We start from the raw sequence: 18,342 nt of genomic DNA on the forward strand, positions 1-18,342 counted from the left end.
GAGATGGTGATGCCGGGCGACAACATCTCGATGGAGGTGACGCTGATCGCCCCGATCGCGATGGAAGAGAAGCTGCGCTTCGCCATCCGCGAAGGCGGTCGTACCGTCGGCGCCGGCGTGGTTGCTTCGATCATCGCTTGATCGAAGCAACGATGACGTCCGCGTAAACCGCAGACTTTGCGGCGCCGGCGTCGTCGCCTCGATCATCGCCTGATCGGGATTTCGGTCGACAAGCTTTGAGAAGGGCGGCGGAAACGCCGCCCTTTTCGTTATTGCGGAGATGTGTTGAAGCCGGCTGCGTTTTCGACTTGAAAACCTCCGCGCCTTGAGGCAAAGGATCGCCCGACTACAGGGGTGTAGCTCAGTTGGTAGAGTACCGGTCTCCAAAACCGGTTGTCGTAGGTTCGAGCCCTACCGCCCCTGCCAGTCGCTTTTCGGGCGGCTGCAGCGCAAACCGCAAAGCGGTTCTTCGAGCGCCATGACCCAGAACATCTACGACGACGAAACCTTTTTTGCGGGCTATAGCCGCCTGCCGCGTTCGGTCCATGGGCTGGACGGCGCGCCGGAATGGCCGGTGTTGCGGTCCATGCTGCCGGATCTGCGGGACAAGCGCGTGCTCGATCTCGGCTGCGGCTTCGGCTGGTTCTGCCGATTCGCAGTGGGCGAGGGGGCTGCGAGCGTCCTCGGCGTCGATGTTTCCGGGAACATGCTGGCGCGGGCGCGGCGCGAGGCGGACGATTCCCGCATTCGCTACGAGCTGGCCGATCTAGAAAGCTTCGTGCCGGCGGCCGGCGCTTTCGATCTCGCCTATAGCTCGCTCGCCTTCCATTACATCGCCGGTCTCAACGCGCTGTTCGGACGCGTGCATGCGGCGCTGAAGCCGGGTGGGGCGCTGGTCTGCTCGGTCGAGCATCCGATCATGACGGCGCCGGTTCGGCAGGAGTGGCTCGTCGATGCCGACGGGCGGGCGAGCTGGCCGGTCAACGGCTATCTCGACGAGGGCGAGAGGGTCAGCAACTGGCTGGCGGAAGGTGTGGTCAAACGCCACCGCACGATCGCGACCTATCTCGACCTGTTGCGGGCGGGGGGCTTTTCGCTCGATCGGTTGGTCGAATGGGGGCCGAGCCGGGAGCAGGTCGCGTCCGAACCGAGCTGGGCCAGGGAGCGCGAGCGGCCGTTCTTCCTGCTGATCGCGGCACGGCGGAGCTGAAGCGGCCCGCGCCCCGAAAGGGTCTTGGCTAAAGGCCTAAGGCGATGTAAGAGGGCGGTCGATGACGGCGCGCGACCCCCCGGGTCCCGCGCCGCGAATGTTTCAGGACGGCCGATTCGGCGTCGCGGCAGGGGTCGCGGACCGGTTCGGAACCCGAGGTGGTTCATGGCGAAATCCAATCCCTTCCAGTTCCTGCAGGACGTGCGTTCCGAGGCGGCCAAGGTCACCTGGCCCTCGCGCCGGGAGACGCTGATCACCACGGGCCTCGTGCTCGCCATGGTGGTCGTCTCCAGCCTGTTCTTCCTCTTCACCGACACCATCATCCGCTGGGGCCTCGGCATCATCCTCGGCGCCCGTTGAACGGAAATACGCACGTGAGCACCCGCTGGTACATCGTCCACGCCTATTCCAACTTCGAGAACAAGGTCGCCCAGTCGATCCGTGACCAGGCGGCGCAGCGCAACCTCGCCGACAAGTTCGACGAGGTGCTGGTGCCGACCGAGAAGGTCGTCGAGGTCCGCCGCGGCCGCAAGGTCGATACCGAGCGCAAGTTCTTCCCCGGCTATGTGCTGGTGAAGTGCGAGATGACCGACGAGGTCTACCACCTCATCAAGAACACGCCGAAGGTCACCGGCTTCCTCGGCGCCGACAAGGCCAAGCCCATGCCGATCCCCGAGCATGAGGCGATGCGGATCAAGGGCCAGGTCGCCGAGGGCATCGAGCGTCCGAAGCCGACGGTGGTCTTCGAGATCGGCGAGCAGGTCAAGGTGGCCGATGGCCCCTTTGCCTCCTTCAACGGCGTCGTCGAGGATGTCGATCACGCCCGCACCCGCCTCAAGGTCGCCGTCTCGATCTTCGGCCGCGCCACGCCGGTCGAGCTGGAATACAGCCAGGTCGAGAAGCTCTGAGCGGCGCCTTCGCGCGTTAACCGGATAACACCCGCAAACGGCCGCTCCGGCTATTCTGTCTCGTGACCGCCAACCAAGGCGGGAACACGGGGAGGGTAGCATGAGCGGCCAACGCATTTTGATGATCGTCGGCGATTTCGGCGAGGACTATGAGATCATGGTCCCGTTCCAGGCGCTGCTTGCGGTCGGTCATACCGTCCACGCGGTCTGCCCGGACAAGAAGGCTGGCGATGCGATCGCGACCGCGATCCACGACTTCGAAGGCCAGCAGACCTATTCCGAAAAGCGCGGCCACAACTTCGCGCTGAATGCCAGCTTCGCCGATGTCGACCCGGCCCGCTACGACGCGCTGGTCATTCCCGGCGGACGGGCGCCCGAATATCTGCGCCTGAACGCCAAGGTCGTCGAGATGGTCCGGCACTTCTTCACCGCCGGAAAGCCGGTGGCGGCGATCTGCCATGGCGCTCAGCTCCTGGCGGGCGCGGGCGTGTTGAAGGGCCGCACCTGCTCGGCCTATCCGGCCTGCCGCGCCGAGGTCGAGCTTGCCGGCGGCACCTATGCGGACATCGATATCGATGGTGCCGTCACCGACGGCAATCTCGTCTCGGCCCCTGCCTGGCCGGCCCATCCCGCCTGGCTGTCGCAGTTTCTCAACGTCCTCGGCACGACGATCAGCCACGGCCAGCAGCGTCAGGCCGCTTGAGTCTCGTCGCTTGCCGGCAAGGGCTGGCGGAGCTCGCCTCCGCCAGCCTATGATGCCGCTCGCGGGAACCTGATCGGAGGCGCCCATGTGCAGGCTTTTCGTCGGAGCCGATGCCGGGCTGTGGCAGACGCGGCTCAAATCGGTGCGGATGCGCGGCTATTCCACCAGCGTGAGGCTGGAGAATCTCTACTGGCGCGTCCTGGAAGAAATCGCCCAGCGCGACGGCATGACCCTGATGCAACTGTTGACGCGGTTGCACGAGGAGTTGCTCGAGACGCGCGGAGAGGTCGAGAATTTCTCATCCTTTCTCAGGGTCTGCTGCGGGCGCTATCTGGCGCTTCAGCTGGAAGGTGACGTGCCGCAAGACCGGGCCATCCCGATCCGCGACCTCGATGCCGAGAGCATCCTGGCGCGCGAGGCGCGGCGCCGCGACGCCGAAGGTCGCCACCTGGCGGTCCGGCGCGAGACGGACAAAGCGGTGCGAGGGGCTTCCCTTTCCGGCGCGCCTGTGCCATAGGCCCCGCCTTAACCGCGTGGAAGGCGTGCCGGTCGCCAGCCGGATCACAGGCGCCGCACCACGCACTGCAACCACCCCGGCCCCGGCGAAGAGCGTCGGCAGGCAGGGGCGTCGTCGTTCCGATAGGCAGCGGAGCGGACGGCAGGAGCAGCCATCATGGCAAAGAAGATCACGGGCTACGTGAAGCTTCAGGTTCCGGCGGGCGCGGCCAATCCGTCGCCGCCGATCGGTCCCGCGCTCGGTCAGCGCGGCCTCAACATCATGGAATTCTGCAAGGCCTTCAACGCGAAGACCCAGCAGATGGAAAAGGGCATGCCGATCCCGGTGATCATCACCGCGTATGCCGATCGCTCCTTCACCTTCGAGATGAAGCAGCCGCCGGTCTCGTACTGGCTGAAGAAGGCCGCCGGCCTGACCTCGGGCTCGAAGACTCCGGGCAAGGGCGGCAATGTCGGCAAGGTTACGACCGCGCAGATCGCCGAGATCGCCGAGAAGAAGATGGCCGATCTCAACTGCGACACCGTCGAATCGGCTTCGGCCATGATCCGTGGCTCTGCCAGGTCCATGGGCCTGGAAGTCGTGGGCTGAGGGGAGGCTGACAATGGCACATATCGGAAAGCGCGTCGTCAAGGGCCGTGAAGGCATTGACCGCACCAAGCTGTACCCGCTCGATCAGGCCGTCACCTTCGTCAAGGAGCGTGCCAACGCCAAGTTCGACGAGACGGTCGAGATCGCGATGAATCTCGGCGTCGATCCGCGTCACGCCGACCAGATGGTCCGCGGCGTCTGCAACCTGCCCAACGGCTCGGGCCGCACGCTGCGCGTCGCCGTCTTCGCCCGTGGCGCCAAGGCTGACGAGGCCAAGGCCGCGGGTGCCGACATCGTCGGCGCCGAGGAACTGGTCGAGTCGGTCCAGAAGGGCGAGATCAACTTCGATCGCTGCATCGCGACCCCGGACATGATGGGTCTCGTCGGCCGTCTCGGTAAGGTGCTCGGCCCGCGCGGCCTGATGCCGAACCCGCGCGTCGGCACCGTGACCATGGACGTCACCGCCGCCGTCGCCGCCTCGAAGGGCGGTTCGGTCGAGTTCCGCGTCGAGAAGGCCGGCATCATCCACGCCGCCGTCGGCAAGGCCTCGTTCTCGGCCGAGAAGCTCTCGGAGAACATCAAGGCGTTCGTCGACTCCGTCGCCAAGGCCAAGCCGGCCGGCGCCAAGGGCACCTATATCCAGCGCGTCGCGATCTCGTCGACCATGGGCCCGGGCGTCAAGGTCGAGCCGAACACCGTCGTCGGCGCCTGATCCTTGATCAGGGCGGCCGGTTTTTCCGGTCGCCCACCCGCTCTTGATTTCGTGATGTCAAGAGCCTACTTGGCAGAAGCAGGCGAAAGCGCTATACGCACGCCTGTTTCCATGAGTGATGGGGCTCCGGCGTGCTTGACACGAAGGGGTCCGTTTCGCGTTTTTCGGCGGGTTTCCGCTGAAAATTGGGTGATTTGAAGACGGGGGAGTGATTTCCCGGGGGAGAATCATCCAGTCCTGTCTGAGACTGCAGGTGCGTTTCGGCTTCGGCCGGGAGCATAATTTCGCCAAGAGGCCTGCATAGACGGTGCAAGAGCTTACTCCCGGATCGCAAGATCCGGAAAGACGGTTCGAACCATCTCGCCCGGTCGCGGCCTCTCCATCGAGGCTCGGGAGCGGGGACAGGGCATCAAGCGTCGCTTTGCCGAACGCCGGTGTCAACCGGGGTTCCAGGAGCGGCATTTGCAACCGGCGGCGAGCCCTCGAAAGCTTGTCGCCTACCGGAGAGAGCCCAGTGGATAAAGCGGCAAAGAAAGATGCCGTCGCGTCGCTGAACGATGTGTTTGCGAACACTTCGGTCGTCGTCGTGGCCCACTATGCGGGCTTGACCGTGGCCCAGTTCCAGAAGCTTCGTCGCGAGATGAAGGCCAATGGCGCCACTGTTAAGGTCGCAAAGAACCGCTTGGCCAAGATCGCTCTTGAAGGCACCGACGTCGCGTCCATCAGCAACCTGCTGACGGGTCCCACCCTGATCGCTTATTCCAACGATCCGGTCGCGGCGCCGAAGGTCGCCAGCGCTTTCGCCAAGGAGAACGACAAGCTCGTCATCCTGGGCGGCGCGATGGGCAAGACCGCCCTGAACCCCGATGGTGTCAAGGCCCTGGCCACGATGCCCTCGCTCGACGAACTGCGTGCCAAGCTTATCGGCCTTATCCAGGCCCCGGCTACCAAGCTCGCGCAGCTCACGAACGCGCCCGCCGGCAAGCTGGCTCGCGTGGTTCAGGCTTACGCCGACAAGAATGCGGCTTGAAGCCAGCAAACCCTTATCGTTCGAACCTCTTAAGACAGGAAGTTAAACATGGCCGATCTCGCCAAGCTCGTCGACGAGCTGTCGTCGCTCACCGTTCTCGAGGCCGCTGACCTCGCCAAGCTGCTCGAAGAGAAGTGGGGCGTTTCCGCTGCCGCTGCCGTCGCCGTTGCGGCTGGCCCGGCTGCCGGTGGCGCTGCCGCCGCTGCTGCTGAAGAGCAGACCGAGTTCACCGTCGTTCTTGCCGCCGCCGGCGACAAGAAGATCGAGGTGATCAAGGAAGTCCGCGCCATCACCGGCCTGGGCCTCAAGGAAGCCAAGGACCTGGTCGAGGGCGCTCCGAAGCCGGTCAAGGAAGGCGTTGCCAAGGACGAGGCCGAGAAGCTCAAGAAGCAGCTCGAGGCCGTCGGCGCCAAGGTCGAGCTCAAGTGAGCTTGGGCCGGCTGATGCCGGTCCGACCGTAGTCAAAACAGACAGTCCCGGGGCGCTCCACGCCTCCGGGGCTGTTGCGTCGTTTCCGCGCTGGTGCGCGGGAGTTGTCGCGGGAGCGAGCCGCAACCTTGCGGTGAAGCTCTGAACGAAGATGTGGGTCGGCGCCGATGCGCCGAACGGCTCACCCGGCGGCCCGAGGCCGCCTCGGCCGGACCGCCGGGTGAGCCGTCCATGGAGCCGAAACCGATGGCGGACCTTCCGAGGGCCGGCGGCGGTACAGGCTCTGAACGGAGAGGTTGGGACCTTACGGAGCGTGGCCGCCAAATTGGCGGCGACTTGCCGGAAGATGCCCACAGAACGCGAGGAACAACATGGTCAATTCGCTCCAGGGTCGCAGGCGCGTCCGCAAGTTCTTCGGCAAGCTCAAGGAAGTGGCGGAGATGCCGAACCTCATCGAGGTTCAAAAGGCGTCCTACGACCAGTTCCTGATGGTCGACGAACCCAAGGGCGGCCGGCCTGACGAGGGATTGCAGTCCGTCTTCAAGTCGGTCTTCCCGATCGGCGATTTTTCCGGCGCCTCGCTGCTGGAGTTCGTGAAGTACACCTTCGAGCCGCCGAAATACGACGTCGACGAGTGCCGCCAGCGCGGCATGACCTTCTCGGCGCCGCTCAAGGTGACGCTGCGCCTGATCGTGTTCGATATCGACCCGGACACCCAGGCCAAGTCCGTCAAGGACATCAAGGAGCAGGATGTCTACATGGGCGACATGCCGCTCATGACGGATAACGGCACCTTCATCGTCAACGGCACCGAGCGCGTCATCGTCTCGCAGATGCACCGTTCGCCGGGCGTGTTCTTCGACCACGACAAGGGCAAGACCCATTCCTCGGGCAAGCTGCTCTTCGCCGCGCGCATCATCCCGTATCGCGGCTCCTGGCTCGACATCGAGTTCGACGCCAAGGACATCGTCTACGCCCGTATCGACCGGAAGCGTAAGATCCCGGTCACCTCGCTGCTGTTCGCGCTCGGCATGGACGGCGAGGAGATCCTCAGCCGCTTCTACAACCACATCACCTACACCAAGGACGCCAAGGGCTGGCGCGTTCCCTACGACGCGGAGCGCATGAAGGGCTTCAAGGCGACCGAAGACCTGATCGACGCCGACACCGGCGAGGTCGTGGTCGAGGCCGGCAAGAAGCTCGTCGCCCGCGCTGCCCGCCAGCTCGCCGAGAAGGGCCTCAAGTTCCTGCGCGCGCAGGACGAGGACCTGTACACCCAGTACATCGCCGAGGACCTGGTCAACCCGGCGACGGGCGAGGTCTATGCCGAGGCCGGCGAAGAGATCACCGAGAAGCTGCTCAAGCAGCTCACCGATGACGGTTATGACGAGATCCCGGTGCTGGACATCGACCACATCACGGTCGGTCCCTACATCCGCAACACGCTGAACGTCGACAAGAACTCGCGCCGCGAGGAAGCCCTGTTCGACATCTACCGCGTGATGCGTCCGGGCGAGCCGCCGACCCTCGAGACGGCTGAGAACATGTTCCAGTCGCTGTTCTTCGACCCGGAGCGCTACGACCTCTCGGCCGTCGGCCGCGTCAAGATGAACATGCGCCTCGACCTCGACGCCGAGGACACCGTGCGCATCCTGCGCAAGGAGGACATCTTCGCGGTCGTCAAGGCGCTGGTCGACCTGCGCGACGGCAAGGGCGAGATCGACGACATCGACCATCTCGGCAACCGCCGCGTGCGCTCGGTCGGCGAGCTCATGGAGAACCAGTACCGTCTGGGCCTGCTCCGCATGGAGCGCGCCATCAAGGAGCGCATGTCCTCGGTCGATATCGACACGGTCATGCCGCAGGACCTGATCAACGCCAAGCCGGCGGCTGCCGCCGTGCGCGAGTTCTTCGGCTCCTCGCAGCTCTCGCAGTTCATGGACCAGACGAACCCGCTCTCCGAAGTCACGCATAAGCGTCGTCTTTCGGCGCTGGGCCCGGGCGGTCTGACCCGCGAGCGCGCCGGCTTCGAGGTGCGCGACGTGCATCCGACGCATTACGGCCGCATCTGCCCGATCGAGACGCCGGAAGGCCCGAATATCGGTCTGATCAACTCGCTCGCGACCTTCGCGCGGGTGAACAAGTACGGCTTCATCGAGAGCCCGTATCGCCGCATCCGCGACGGCAAGGTCACCGACGAGGTGATCTATCTCTCGGCGATGGAAGAGGCGAAGTACAACGTCGCCCAGGCCAATGCCGCCGTCGACAAGGAAGGCCGCCTGACCGACGATCTGATCGTCTGCCGCCGCGCCGGCGAGGTCATCGTCACGCCGGTCGACAAGGTCGACTTCCAGGACGTGTCGCCGAAGCAGCTCGTTTCGGTCGCCGCGGCGCTGATTCCGTTCCTCGAGAACGACGACGCGAACCGCGCGCTGATGGGCTCGAACATGCAGCGCCAGGCGGTGCCGCTGGTTCGCGCCGACGCGCCTTTCGTCGGCACCGGCATGGAAGCGGTCGTCGCCCGTGACTCGGGCGCCGCGATCGCGGCCCGCCGTTCCGGCGTCGTCGACCAGGTCGACGCGACCCGTATCGTCATCCGCGCTTCCGACGAGATGGACCCGACCAAGCCCGGCGTCGACATCTACCGGCTGCAGAAGTTCCAGCGCTCGAACCAGTCGACCTGCATCACGCAGCGTCCGCTGGTGCGCGTCGGCGACGTCGTCAAGAAGGGCGACATCGTCGCCGACGGCCCGTCGACCGAGTTCGGCGAGCTCGCGCTCGGCCGCAACGTGCTCGTCGCGTTCATGCCGTGGAACGGCTACAACTTCGAGGACTCGATCCTTCTCTCCGAGAACATCGTCTCCCAGGACATCTTCACCTCGATCCATATCGAGGAGTTCGAGGTCATGGCCCGCGATACCAAGCTCGGCCCGGAGGAGATCACGCGCGACATTCCGAACGTTTCGGAAGAGGCGCTGAAGAACCTCGACGAAGCCGGCATCGTCTATATCGGCGCGGAAGTGGCGGCGGGCGACATCCTCGTCGGCAAGATCACGCCGAAGGGCGAAAGCCCGATGACGCCGGAAGAGAAGCTGCTGCGCGCCATCTTCGGCGAGAAGGCCTCGGACGTTCGCGACACCTCGCTGCGCGTTCCCCCGGGCGTGCAGGGCACGATCGTCGAGGTGCGCGTGTTCAACCGCCACGGCGTCGACAAGGATGAGCGCGCCCAGGCGATCGAGCGCGAGGAGATCGAGCGTCTCGCCAAGGACCGCGACGACGAGCAGGCGATCCTGGACCGCAACACCTTCGCGCGTCTGGCCGAGATCCTGACCGGCAAGACCGGCCTGGCCGGTCCGAAGGGCTTCAAGAAGGACACGGTCATCACCCGCGAGGTGATGAGCGAGTTCCCGCGTTCGCAATGGTGGCTGTTTGCCACCGCCGAAGACTCGCTGATGACCGAGATCGAGGCGATGCGGAAGCAGTACGACGAGTCGAAGAAGCGCCTTGAGCAGCGCTTCCTCGACAAGGTCGAGAAGCTGCAGCGCGGCGACGAGCTGCCTCCGGGCGTGATGAAGATGGTCAAGGTCTTCGTCGCGGTGAAGCGCAAGATCCAGCCGGGCGACAAGATGGCCGGCCGTCACGGCAACAAGGGCGTGGTCTCGCGCATCGTGCCGGTGGAGGACATGCCGTTCCTCGAGGACGGCACCCATGCCGACATCGTGCTGAACCCGCTGGGCGTGCCCTCGCGCATGAACGTCGGTCAGATCCTTGAGACCCATCTGGGCTGGGCGGCCGCTGGTCTCGGCAAGCAGATCGGCAAGGCGCTCGACGCCTACAAGAAGACGAGCGACTTCAAGGCGCTGAAGGCTCAGTTCGACGCCGTCTACGAGGATAACGAGATCATCGCCTCGATGGACGAGAACGAGCTCGTCGAGATGGGCCAGAACCTGCGCCGCGGCGTGCCGGTGGCGACGCCGGTGTTCAATGGCGCCAAGGAGGCCGATATCGAGCGGCTCCTGGAGCAGGCTGGTCTGCACTCGTCGGGTCAGTCGACCCTCTATGACGGCCGCACGGGTGAGCCTTTCGACCGCAAGGTGACGATGGGCTACATCTACATGCTCAAGCTGCACCACCTGGTCGACGACAAGATCCACGCGCGTTCGATCGGTCCGTACTCGCTCGTCACCCAGCAGCCGCTGGGCGGCAAGGCGCAGTTCGGCGGCCAGCGCTTCGGCGAAATGGAGGTCTGGGCGCTCGAAGCCTACGGCGCCGCCTACACCCTGCAGGAAATGCTGACGGTGAAGTCGGACGACGTCGCGGGCCGCACCAAGGTCTACGAGTCGATCGTGCGCGGCGAGGACAACTTCGAAGCGGGCATCCCCGAGAGCTTCAACGTTCTCGTCAAGGAGATGCGCTCGCTCGGCCTCAACGTCGAGCTGATCAACAACAAGGTGAAGCCGGGCGAGTTGCCGCCCGCCGAAGCGGCCGAATAAGCCGCGACCGAGCCTTGAACATTGCCGGCGGCACTCACGCCGCCGGCCTACGGAATTGACGAGCCGGGCAGGGTGGCCCTTAAGCCCCCACCGGCCGAAGGAGACAGGCGATGAAGCAAGAGGTCATGAACCTTTTCGGCCAGCAGCCGGTCCAGCAGGCCTTCGACGCGATCAAGATCTCGATCGCGAGCCCGGAGAAGATCCTGTCCTGGTCGTATGGCGAAATCAAAAAGCCCGAGACGATCAACTACCGCACGTTCAAGCCGGAGCGTGACGGCCTGTTCTGCGCGCGCATCTTCGGGCCGATCAAGGACTACGAGTGCCTGTGCGGCAAGTACAAGCGCATGAAGTTCAAGGGCGTCATCTGCGAGAAGTGCGGCGTCGAAGTCACGCTCGCCCGCGTCCGGCGCGAGCGAATGGGCCATATCGAGCTCGCCGCTCCCGTCGCGCATATCTGGTTCCTGAAGTCGCTGCCCTCGCGCATCGGCCTCCTGATGGATATGCCGCTCAAGGACCTCGAGCGCATCCTCTACTTCGAAAGCTACGTCGTCATCGAGCCGGGCCTGACCCCGCTCAAGGACCGCCAGCTGCTGTCGGAGGAGGAGTATGTCCGCTGCCAGGAGGAGTACGGCGCGGACACCTTCACCGCCATGATCGGCGCGGAAGCCATCCGCGAGATGCTGCGCGCGCTCGATCTCGACCAGATCAACGCCGATCTCAAGCATGAGATCGCGACGACGACGTCCGAGCTGAAGCCCAAGAAGCTGATGAAGCGCCTCAAGATCATCGAGGCCTTCCAGGAATCGGGCAACAAGCCGGAATGGATGGTGATGACCCAGATTCCGGTCATCCCGCCGGATCTGCGTCCGCTCGTTCCGCTCGATGGCGGCCGCTTCGCGACCTCGGACCTGAACGACCTCTATCGCCGCGTCATCAACCGCAACAACCGCCTGAAGCGCCTCATCGAGCTGCGCGCGCCGGACATCATCATCCGCAACGAGAAGCGGATGCTGCAGGAGTCCGTCGATGCCCTGTTCGACAACGGCCGCCGCGGCCGCGTCATCACGGGTGCCAACAAGCGCCCGCTGAAGTCGCTCGCCGACATGCTGAAGGGCAAGCAGGGCCGCTTCCGCCAGAACCTGCTCGGCAAGCGCGTCGACTATTCCGGCCGCTCGGTCATCGTCGTCGGTCCGGAGATGAAGCTGCACCAGTGCGGCCTGCCGAAGAAGATGGCGCTCGAGCTGTTCAAGCCGTTCATCTATGCGCGCCTCGACGCCAAGGGCTACTCGACCACGGTCAAGCAGGCCAAGAAGCTCGTCGAGAAGGAGAAGCCGGAAGTCTGGGATATCCTGGACGAGGTCATCCGCGAGCATCCGGTGATGCTGAACCGCGCGCCGACGCTCCACCGCCTCGGCATCCAGGCCTTCGAGCCGGTGCTGATCGAGGGCAAGGCGATCCAGCTCCACCCGCTGGTTTGCGCCGCCTTCAACGCGGACTTCGACGGCGACCAGATGGCCGTGCACGTCCCGCTGTCGCTTGAGGCGCAGCTGGAAGCGCGCGTGCTGATGATGTCGACCAACAACATCCTGCACCCGGCGAACGGCCAGCCGATCATCGTGCCGTCGCAGGACATCGTGCTCGGCCTCTACTACCTCTCGATCATCTCGGACGGCGAGCCGGGCCAGGGCAAGATCTTCGGCGATTTCGGTGAGCTCGAATACGCGCTGCACGAGAAGGTCGTGACGCTGCATTCGAAGATCAAATATCGCTGGACCGGCGTCGGCCATGACGGCAAGCCGTACACGAAGATCTACGACACCACGCCGGGACGCGTGATCCTCTCGACCGCGCTGCCGGAGCACCCGGCCGTGTCCTTCGACGTCGTCAACAAGCTGATGACGAAGAAGGAGATCTCCGGAATGATCGACGCCGTGTATCGCGGCTGCGGTCAGAAGGAATCGGTGATCTTCTGCGACCGCGTCATGGGGCTCGGCTTCAAGCACGCCTTCAAGGCCGGCATCTCCTTCGGCAAGGACGACATGGTCGTGCCGGAGAACAAGTGGCAGATCGTCGACACCACCCGCGCGCTCGCCAAGGATTACGAGCAGCAGTACCAGGACGGCCTGATCACGCAGGGCGAGAAGTACAACAAGGTCGTCGACGCCTGGGCGAAGTGCTCCGACAAGCTCGCCCAGGAGATGATGGCCCGCATCTCGACCGTCCAGAAGGACGAGACCGGCCGCGACAAGCAGATCAACTCGATCTACATGATGTCGCACTCGGGTGCCCGCGGTTCGCCGGCGCAGATGCGCCAGCTCGCCGCCATGCGCGGCCTGATGGCCAAGCCGTCGGGCGAGATCATCGAGAGCCCGATTATCTCGAACTTCAAGGAAGGCCTCGACGTTCTCGAGTACTTCAACTCGACCCACGGCGCCCGTAAGGGCCTCGCCGACACGGCGCTCAAGACGGCCAACTCCGGCTATCTCACCCGCCGTCTCGTCGACGTGGCGCAGGACGCGATCATCTCCGAGGTCGATTGCGGCTCCGACAACGGCATCAAGATGCGCGCCATCGTCGATGCCGGCCAGGTCGTGGCTTCGCTCGGCGTGCGCATCCTGGGTCGCTCGGCGGCCGAGGACGTGACCGATATCGACGGCAACGTCCTCGTGCCGAAGGGCACGATGATCGAGGAGAGCCATATCGAGAAGATCAACGCCGCCGGCGTCCAGGAGGTGAAGATCCGCTCGGTTCTCACCTGCGCGACCAAGAACGGCGTCTGCGCGACCTGCTATGGGCGCGACCTCGCCCGCGGCACGCCCGTCAACATGGGTGAGGCCGTCGGCGTCATCGCGGCGCAGTCGATCGGCGAGCCGGGCACGCAGCTCACCATGCGTACCTTCCACATCGGCGGCGCGGCCACCATCGCCGACCAGTCCTTCGTCGAGTCGAACTTCGAAGGCACGGTCAAGATGCGCAACCGCAACGTCGCGCGGAACTCGGACGGCGACCTCATCGCCATGGCGCGCAACATCGCCATCGTGATCGTCGGGCCTGATGGCGCCGAGCGTGCGGTGCACCGTGTCCAGTTCGGCTCGAAGCTGCGGGTCGACGAGGGCGACAAGGTCAAGCGCGGCCAGCGCCTGATCGAGTGGGATCCCTATTCCCGCCCGATCCTGGCGGAGGTCGACGGCAAGGTCGGCTACGAGGATCTCGTGGACGGCATGTCGATGACCGAGACGACCGACGAGGCGACCGGCATCTCCAAGCGTGTCGTCATCGACTGGCGTGGCTCGGCCCGTACGGCCGACCTCAAGCCCGCGATGACCATCACGGGGCCTGACGGCAAGATCGCGAAGCTCGCCCGTGGTGGCGATGCCCGCTACATCCTGCCTGTCGACGGCATCATCTCGGTGGAGCCTGGCCACTCGATCAAGGCCGGCGACGTGCTGGCGCGTGTCTCGACCGACTCGGCCAAGACCCGCGACATCACCGGTGGTCTGCCGCGCGTGGCGGAGCTGTTCGAGGCGCGTCGTCCGAAGGACGCGGCGATCATTGCCGAGAAGTCGGGCGTGATCGGCTTCGGCAAGGACTACAAGAACAAGCGCCGCGTGACGCTGACGCCGCATGACGGTTCCGACGGGGTCGAGTACCTGATCCCGAAGGGCAAGCACATCCACCTCCAGGACGGCGACGTCGTGGAAGTCGGCGACTACATCCTCGACGGCAACCCGGCCCCGCACGACATCCTGGCGATCAAGGGCGTCGAGGAGCTGGCGGCTTATCTGGTGAACGAGATCCAGGAGGTCTATCGCCTCCAGGGCGTCGGCATCAACGACAAGCACATCGAGGTCATCGTCCGTCAGATGCTGCAGAAGGTCGAGATCACGGAGTCGGGCGATACCGACATCCTGACCGGCGACCAGGTCGACCGCGTCGAGCTCGAGGAGATCAACGCGAAGATGCGCGAGGAGGGCAAGAAGCCGGCTTCCGGCGTGCCGGTCCTGCTCGGCATCACCAAGGCCTCGCTGCAGACCCGCTCCTTCATCTCGGCGGCGTCCTTCCAGGAGACCACCCGCGTCCTCACCGAGGCGGCGGTCAACGGCAAGTCGGACATGCTCGAGGGCCTCAAGGAGAACGTCATCGTCGGCTCGCTCATCCCGGCCGGCACCGGCGCCCAGGTCGCCCGCATCAAGCAGGTGGCCACGCGCCGCGACGACCTCATCGTCGGCCAGAAGGCCGATGCGGCTGCCAAGGCCGCGGCCCAGGCCGCTGCGGTGCTGCCGGCGGCCGAGTAAGCTCAGCCACCGGCGAAGACCGGCAATCATCGGAAAGGCCGCCCCTCCCGGGCGGCCTTTTTGTTTCGTGAAAGGGCAGGCGAGGGGCCAAGTGGCCTGAACCCCGCAAAACCCCAGCCTTTTCGGCGGTTTCGGGGTTGACGCGAATCTCTGTTCGAGTCATAAGCGCGCCACTGTCGACGGTTGTCGGACACGTTTGTCGCTTGCCTCTTTGTTTGCAAGCGAGTTTCGCGACCGAAACTCCGTCGGAATTCCAGCGTCGAATGACGACATGGCGAGATGCATGAACGCGGAGTTTCCGTGTTCCTCTGCTGGCGAACGCGCCTGAGGCCCCTGAAAGGGCGCCGATGGCGCGGCTTCGTTTATGCCATGGCTTTGCTCGACCTGGGAGATTGACCAGGAATTTCCAAACGCTCAGTGGGGCGAGAGGCCAGAATGCCGACAATCAGCCAGCTCATCCGCAAGCCGCGCTCGCCCGTGAAGGCGCGTAACACCGCCCCGGCGCTCGAGTCGTGCCCGCAGAAGCGCGGCGTCTGCACGCGTGTCTATACGACGACCCCGAAGAAGCCGAACTCCGCGCTCCGCAAGGTCGCCAAGGTTCGTCTGACCAACGGCTTCGAGGTGATCGGTTACATCCCGGGTGAAGGTCACAACCTTCAGGAACACTCGGTGGTGATGATCCGCGGCGGCCGCGTCAAGGACCTTCCCGGCGTGCGCTATCACATCCTGCGCGGTGTGCTCGACACGCAGGGCGTCAAGAACCGCAAGCAGCGCCGTTCGAAGTACGGCGCCAAGCGTCCCAAGTGAGTTCGGCCAGATCGGCCGGGCGATGAGCCCAGGCCGATCCGCCGCGTTGAAGATTTGACCGGAGACTAGACGATGTCCCGCCGCCACAGTGCCGAAAAGCGCGAAGTTATCCCGGACCCCAAGTTCGGCGATATCGTCGTCACGAAGTTCATGAACTCCGTGATGTACGAAGGTAAGAAGTCGACCGCCGAGCGGATCGTCTACGGTGCCTTCGACATCATCGAGGCCAAGACCAAGAGCGAGCCGCTCGGCGTCTTCAAGTCGGCGCTCGAGAACGTCGCTCCGGCGATCGAGGTCCGTTCCCGCCGCGTCGGCGGCGCGACCTACCAGGTTCCGGTCGAGGTTCGCACCGAGCGCCGTCAGGCGCTGGCGATCCGCTGGCTGATCTCGGCCGCGCGTGGCCGCAACGACAAGACGATGGTCGAGCGTCTCTCGGCAGAGCTGATGGATGCTGCGAACAACCGCGGCAACGCCGTCAAGAAGCGTGAAGACACGCACCGGATGGCGGAAGCCAACCGCGCCTTCTCGCACTACCGCTGGTAAGCGGAAGCCCGGACTTCAGGACACACGACCATGGCCCGTTCTCATCCGATCGATCATTATCGTAACTTCGGCATCATGGCCCACATCGATGCGGGCAAGACGACGACGACCGAGCGTATCCTCTACTACACCGGCAAGTCGCATAAGATCGGCGAAGTCCATGATGGCGCCGCCACGATGGATTGGATGACGCAGGAGCAGGAGCGCGGCATCACGATCACGTCCGCCGCGACGACCTGCTTCTGGCGCGACAACCGCCTGAACATCATCGACACCCCCGGCCACGTCGACTTCACCATCGAGGTCGAGCGTTCGCTGCGCGTGCTCGACGGTGCCGTCTGCGTGCTCGACGGCAACCAGGGCGTCGAGCCCCAGACCGAGACCGTCTGGCGCCAGGCCGACAAGTACGACGTCCCGCGTATCGTGTTCGTCAACAAGATGGACAAGATCGGCGCCGATTTCTATCGCTGCGTCCAGGACATCATCGACCGCGTCGCCGGCAAGCCCGTCTGCCTGCAGATCCCGATCGGCTCCGAATCCGACTTCGTCGGCGTGATCGACCTGATCAAGATGAAGGCGATCGTCTGGAACGGCGAAGCGCTCGGCGCGTCCTTCGAGGAGAAGGACATCCCGGCCGATCTCGCCGACAAGGCTGCCGAGTATCGCTCGAAGCTCGTCGAGGCCGCCGTCGAGATGGACGACGCCGCGATGGAAGCTTATCTGGACGGCACCGAGCCGAACGCCGAGACGCTGCGCAAGCTCGTCCGCACGGCCGTTCAGCGCCGCGCCTTCCACCCGGTCCTCTGCGGCTCGGCCTTCAAGAACAAGGGCGTGCAGCCCCTGCTCGACGCGGTCGTGGACTTCCTGCCGTCGCCGGTCGATCGCGGCGCCGTCGAAGGCATCGACTTCAAGACCGAAGAGCCGACCACCCGCAACCCGACGGACGAAGATCCGTTCTCCATGCTTGCCTTCAAGATCATGGACGACCCCTTCGTCGGCACCATCACCTTCTGCCGCATCTATTCGGGCAAGGTCGAGGCGGGTCAGGGCGTCATCAATTCGACCCGCGACAAGAAAGAGCGCGTTGGCCGCATGCTGCTGATGCATGCGAACAACCGCGAGGACATCAAGGAGGCTTATGCTGGTGACATCGTCGCCCTGGCCGGCCTCAAGGACGTCCGCACCGGCGACACGCTCTGCGATCCCACCCATGCGGTGATCCTGGAGCGCATGGAGTTCCCCGAGCCGGTCATCACGATCGCGATCGAGCCGAAGTCCAAGGCCGACCAGGAGAAGCTGGGCCTCGCCCTGTCGAAGCTCGCGAACGAGGATCCGTCCTTCCGCGTGTCGACCGACCAGGAGAGCGGCCAGACCATCCTGAAGGGCATGGGCGAGCTCCATCTCGACATCAAGGTCGACATCCTGAAGCGCACCTACAAGGTCGACGCCAATATCGGCGCGCCCCAGGTTGCGTATCGCGAGACGCTGACCAAGAAGGCCGAGATCGACTACACCCACAAGAAGCAGACCGGTGGTACGGGCCAGTTCGCCCGCGTCAAGCTCGTCATCGAGCCGAACGAGACCGGCAAGGGCTTCGAGTTCGAGTCGAAGGTCGTCGGCGGTTCGGTGCCGAAGGAGTATATCCCCGGCGTTGAGAAGGGCCTGAACTCGGTCATCGGCTCAGGCGTTCTCGCCGGCTTCCCGGTCGTGGACGTCAAGGTCACGCTGATCGACGGCGCCTTCCACGAAGTCGACTCGTCGGCGCTCGCCTTCGAAATCGCTTCCCGTGCAGCGCTGCGCGAAGGTCTGCAGAAGGGCGGCTCCGTGCTGCTCGAGCCGATCATGAAGGTCGAGGTCGTGACCCCGGAAGACTACACCGGTTCGGTCATCGGCGACCTGAACTCGCGTCGTGGCCAGATCCAGGGCCAGGACATGCGCGGCAACGCCGTCGTGATCAACGCGATGGTGCCGCTGGCGAACATGTTCGGCTACGTCAACCAGCTGCGCTCCTTCTCGCAGGGCCGCGCGAACTACACGATGCAGTTCGACCACTATGAGCAGGTTCCCTCGGCGGTCGCCGCCGAGGTTCAGGCCAAGTACGCCTGAC

General features: G+C 64.7%; 15 protein-coding genes and 1 tRNA gene. All 16 read left to right on the forward strand.

Going from position 1 to position 18,342, the window contains the following annotated elements; all coding sequences use genetic code 11:
- Window positions 1-141: EF-Tu C-terminal domain-related protein (locus IED13_RS11395; RefSeq protein WP_449727644.1), on the forward strand; the 141-nt coding region annotated here is incomplete at its 5' end.
- Between the two features lie 209 nt (window positions 142-350).
- A tRNA-Trp gene (locus IED13_RS11400) sits at window positions 351-426 on the forward strand.
- A gap of 52 nt (window positions 427-478) precedes the next feature.
- On the forward strand, window positions 479-1,210 hold the full coding sequence (locus IED13_RS11405; protein WP_191124248.1) for a class I SAM-dependent methyltransferase: 732 nt from the start codon (window positions 479-481) through the stop codon (window positions 1,208-1,210).
- A gap of 165 nt (window positions 1,211-1,375) precedes the next feature.
- Entirely contained in the window at window positions 1,376-1,570 is a 195-nt protein-coding gene (secE, locus tag IED13_RS11410; protein ID WP_038358268.1) for a preprotein translocase subunit SecE, read from the forward strand.
- A 14-nt stretch (window positions 1,571-1,584) separates the two neighbouring features.
- On the forward strand, window positions 1,585-2,118 hold the full coding sequence (gene nusG / locus IED13_RS11415; protein WP_038358269.1) for a transcription termination/antitermination protein NusG: 534 nt from the start codon (window positions 1,585-1,587) through the stop codon (window positions 2,116-2,118).
- Between the two features lie 100 nt (window positions 2,119-2,218).
- Window positions 2,219-2,821: a DJ-1/PfpI family protein gene (locus IED13_RS11420; protein WP_191124249.1), complete on the forward strand. Its 603-nt coding sequence runs from the start codon at window positions 2,219-2,221 to the stop codon at window positions 2,819-2,821.
- Window positions 2,822-2,906: 85 nt separating this feature from the next.
- Window positions 2,907-3,338, forward strand: a complete 432-nt coding sequence (locus tag IED13_RS11425; RefSeq protein ID WP_191124250.1) for a ribbon-helix-helix domain-containing protein — start codon at window positions 2,907-2,909, stop codon at window positions 3,336-3,338.
- Between the two features lie 156 nt (window positions 3,339-3,494).
- A complete protein-coding gene (rplK, locus tag IED13_RS11430; RefSeq protein ID WP_038358273.1) occupies window positions 3,495-3,926 on the forward strand; it encodes a 50S ribosomal protein L11 in 432 nt (143 codons plus the stop codon).
- A gap of 13 nt (window positions 3,927-3,939) precedes the next feature.
- The gene (gene rplA, locus IED13_RS11435; protein WP_113255139.1) at window positions 3,940-4,638 is read left to right on the forward strand and encodes a 50S ribosomal protein L1; all 699 of its coding nucleotides are present in this window, start codon (window positions 3,940-3,942) and stop codon (window positions 4,636-4,638) included.
- 514 nt (window positions 4,639-5,152) lie between these two features.
- The gene (rplJ, locus tag IED13_RS11440) at window positions 5,153-5,668 is read left to right on the forward strand and encodes a 50S ribosomal protein L10 (protein ID WP_038358277.1); all 516 of its coding nucleotides are present in this window, start codon (window positions 5,153-5,155) and stop codon (window positions 5,666-5,668) included.
- 48 nt (window positions 5,669-5,716) lie between these two features.
- Window positions 5,717-6,097, forward strand: a complete 381-nt coding sequence (gene rplL, locus IED13_RS11445) for a 50S ribosomal protein L7/L12 (protein ID WP_038358279.1) — start codon at window positions 5,717-5,719, stop codon at window positions 6,095-6,097.
- A 371-nt stretch (window positions 6,098-6,468) separates the two neighbouring features.
- A complete protein-coding gene (gene rpoB / locus IED13_RS11450; protein WP_038358281.1) occupies window positions 6,469-10,590 on the forward strand; it encodes a DNA-directed RNA polymerase subunit beta in 4,122 nt (1,373 codons plus the stop codon).
- 110 nt (window positions 10,591-10,700) lie between these two features.
- Window positions 10,701-14,885 (forward strand): DNA-directed RNA polymerase subunit beta', encoded by a 4,185-nt coding sequence (rpoC, locus tag IED13_RS11455; protein ID WP_038358283.1) that lies wholly within the window; start codon window positions 10,701-10,703, stop codon window positions 14,883-14,885.
- Window positions 14,886-15,320: 435 nt separating this feature from the next.
- Window positions 15,321-15,692, forward strand: a complete 372-nt coding sequence (gene rpsL / locus IED13_RS11460) for a 30S ribosomal protein S12 (protein WP_038358286.1) — start codon at window positions 15,321-15,323, stop codon at window positions 15,690-15,692.
- A gap of 72 nt (window positions 15,693-15,764) precedes the next feature.
- Window positions 15,765-16,235 (forward strand): 30S ribosomal protein S7, encoded by a 471-nt coding sequence (rpsG, locus tag IED13_RS11465; RefSeq protein WP_038358287.1) that lies wholly within the window; start codon window positions 15,765-15,767, stop codon window positions 16,233-16,235.
- Window positions 16,236-16,265: 30 nt separating this feature from the next.
- Window positions 16,266-18,341, forward strand: coding sequence for an elongation factor G (fusA, locus tag IED13_RS11470; RefSeq protein ID WP_038358289.1), 2,076 nt, complete (start codon window positions 16,266-16,268; stop codon window positions 18,339-18,341).
- Window position 18,342 lies beyond the last annotated feature (1 nt).

The organism is Allobosea spartocytisi (assembly GCF_014764685.1).
Lineage (GTDB): Bacteria > Pseudomonadota > Alphaproteobacteria > Rhizobiales > Beijerinckiaceae > Allobosea > Allobosea spartocytisi.

Excerpts from the sequence above, each read along its gene's own strand:
- secE (WP_038358268.1), top strand. The coding sequence starts at position 1,376 with ATGGCGAAATCCAATCCCTTCCAGTTCCTGCAGGACGTGCGTTCCGAG.
- IED13_RS11425 (WP_191124250.1), top strand. The coding sequence starts at position 2,907 with ATGTGCAGGCTTTTCGTCGGAGCCGATGCCGGGCTGTGGCAGACGCGG.
- rpoC (WP_038358283.1), top strand. The coding sequence starts at position 10,701 with ATGAAGCAAGAGGTCATGAACCTTTTCGGCCAGCAGCCGGTCCAGCAG.
- rplA (WP_113255139.1), top strand. The coding sequence starts at position 3,940 with ATGGCACATATCGGAAAGCGCGTCGTCAAGGGCCGTGAAGGCATTGAC.
- rplK (WP_038358273.1), top strand. The coding sequence starts at position 3,495 with ATGGCAAAGAAGATCACGGGCTACGTGAAGCTTCAGGTTCCGGCGGGC.
- IED13_RS11405 (WP_191124248.1), top strand. The coding sequence starts at position 479 with ATGACCCAGAACATCTACGACGACGAAACCTTTTTTGCGGGCTATAGC.
- rpsG (WP_038358287.1), top strand. The coding sequence starts at position 15,765 with ATGTCCCGCCGCCACAGTGCCGAAAAGCGCGAAGTTATCCCGGACCCC.
- rpoB (WP_038358281.1), top strand. The coding sequence starts at position 6,469 with ATGGTCAATTCGCTCCAGGGTCGCAGGCGCGTCCGCAAGTTCTTCGGC.
- fusA (WP_038358289.1), top strand. The coding sequence starts at position 16,266 with ATGGCCCGTTCTCATCCGATCGATCATTATCGTAACTTCGGCATCATG.
- IED13_RS11420 (WP_191124249.1), top strand. The coding sequence starts at position 2,219 with ATGAGCGGCCAACGCATTTTGATGATCGTCGGCGATTTCGGCGAGGAC.
- rpsL (WP_038358286.1), top strand. The coding sequence starts at position 15,321 with ATGCCGACAATCAGCCAGCTCATCCGCAAGCCGCGCTCGCCCGTGAAG.
- rplL (WP_038358279.1), top strand. The coding sequence starts at position 5,717 with ATGGCCGATCTCGCCAAGCTCGTCGACGAGCTGTCGTCGCTCACCGTT.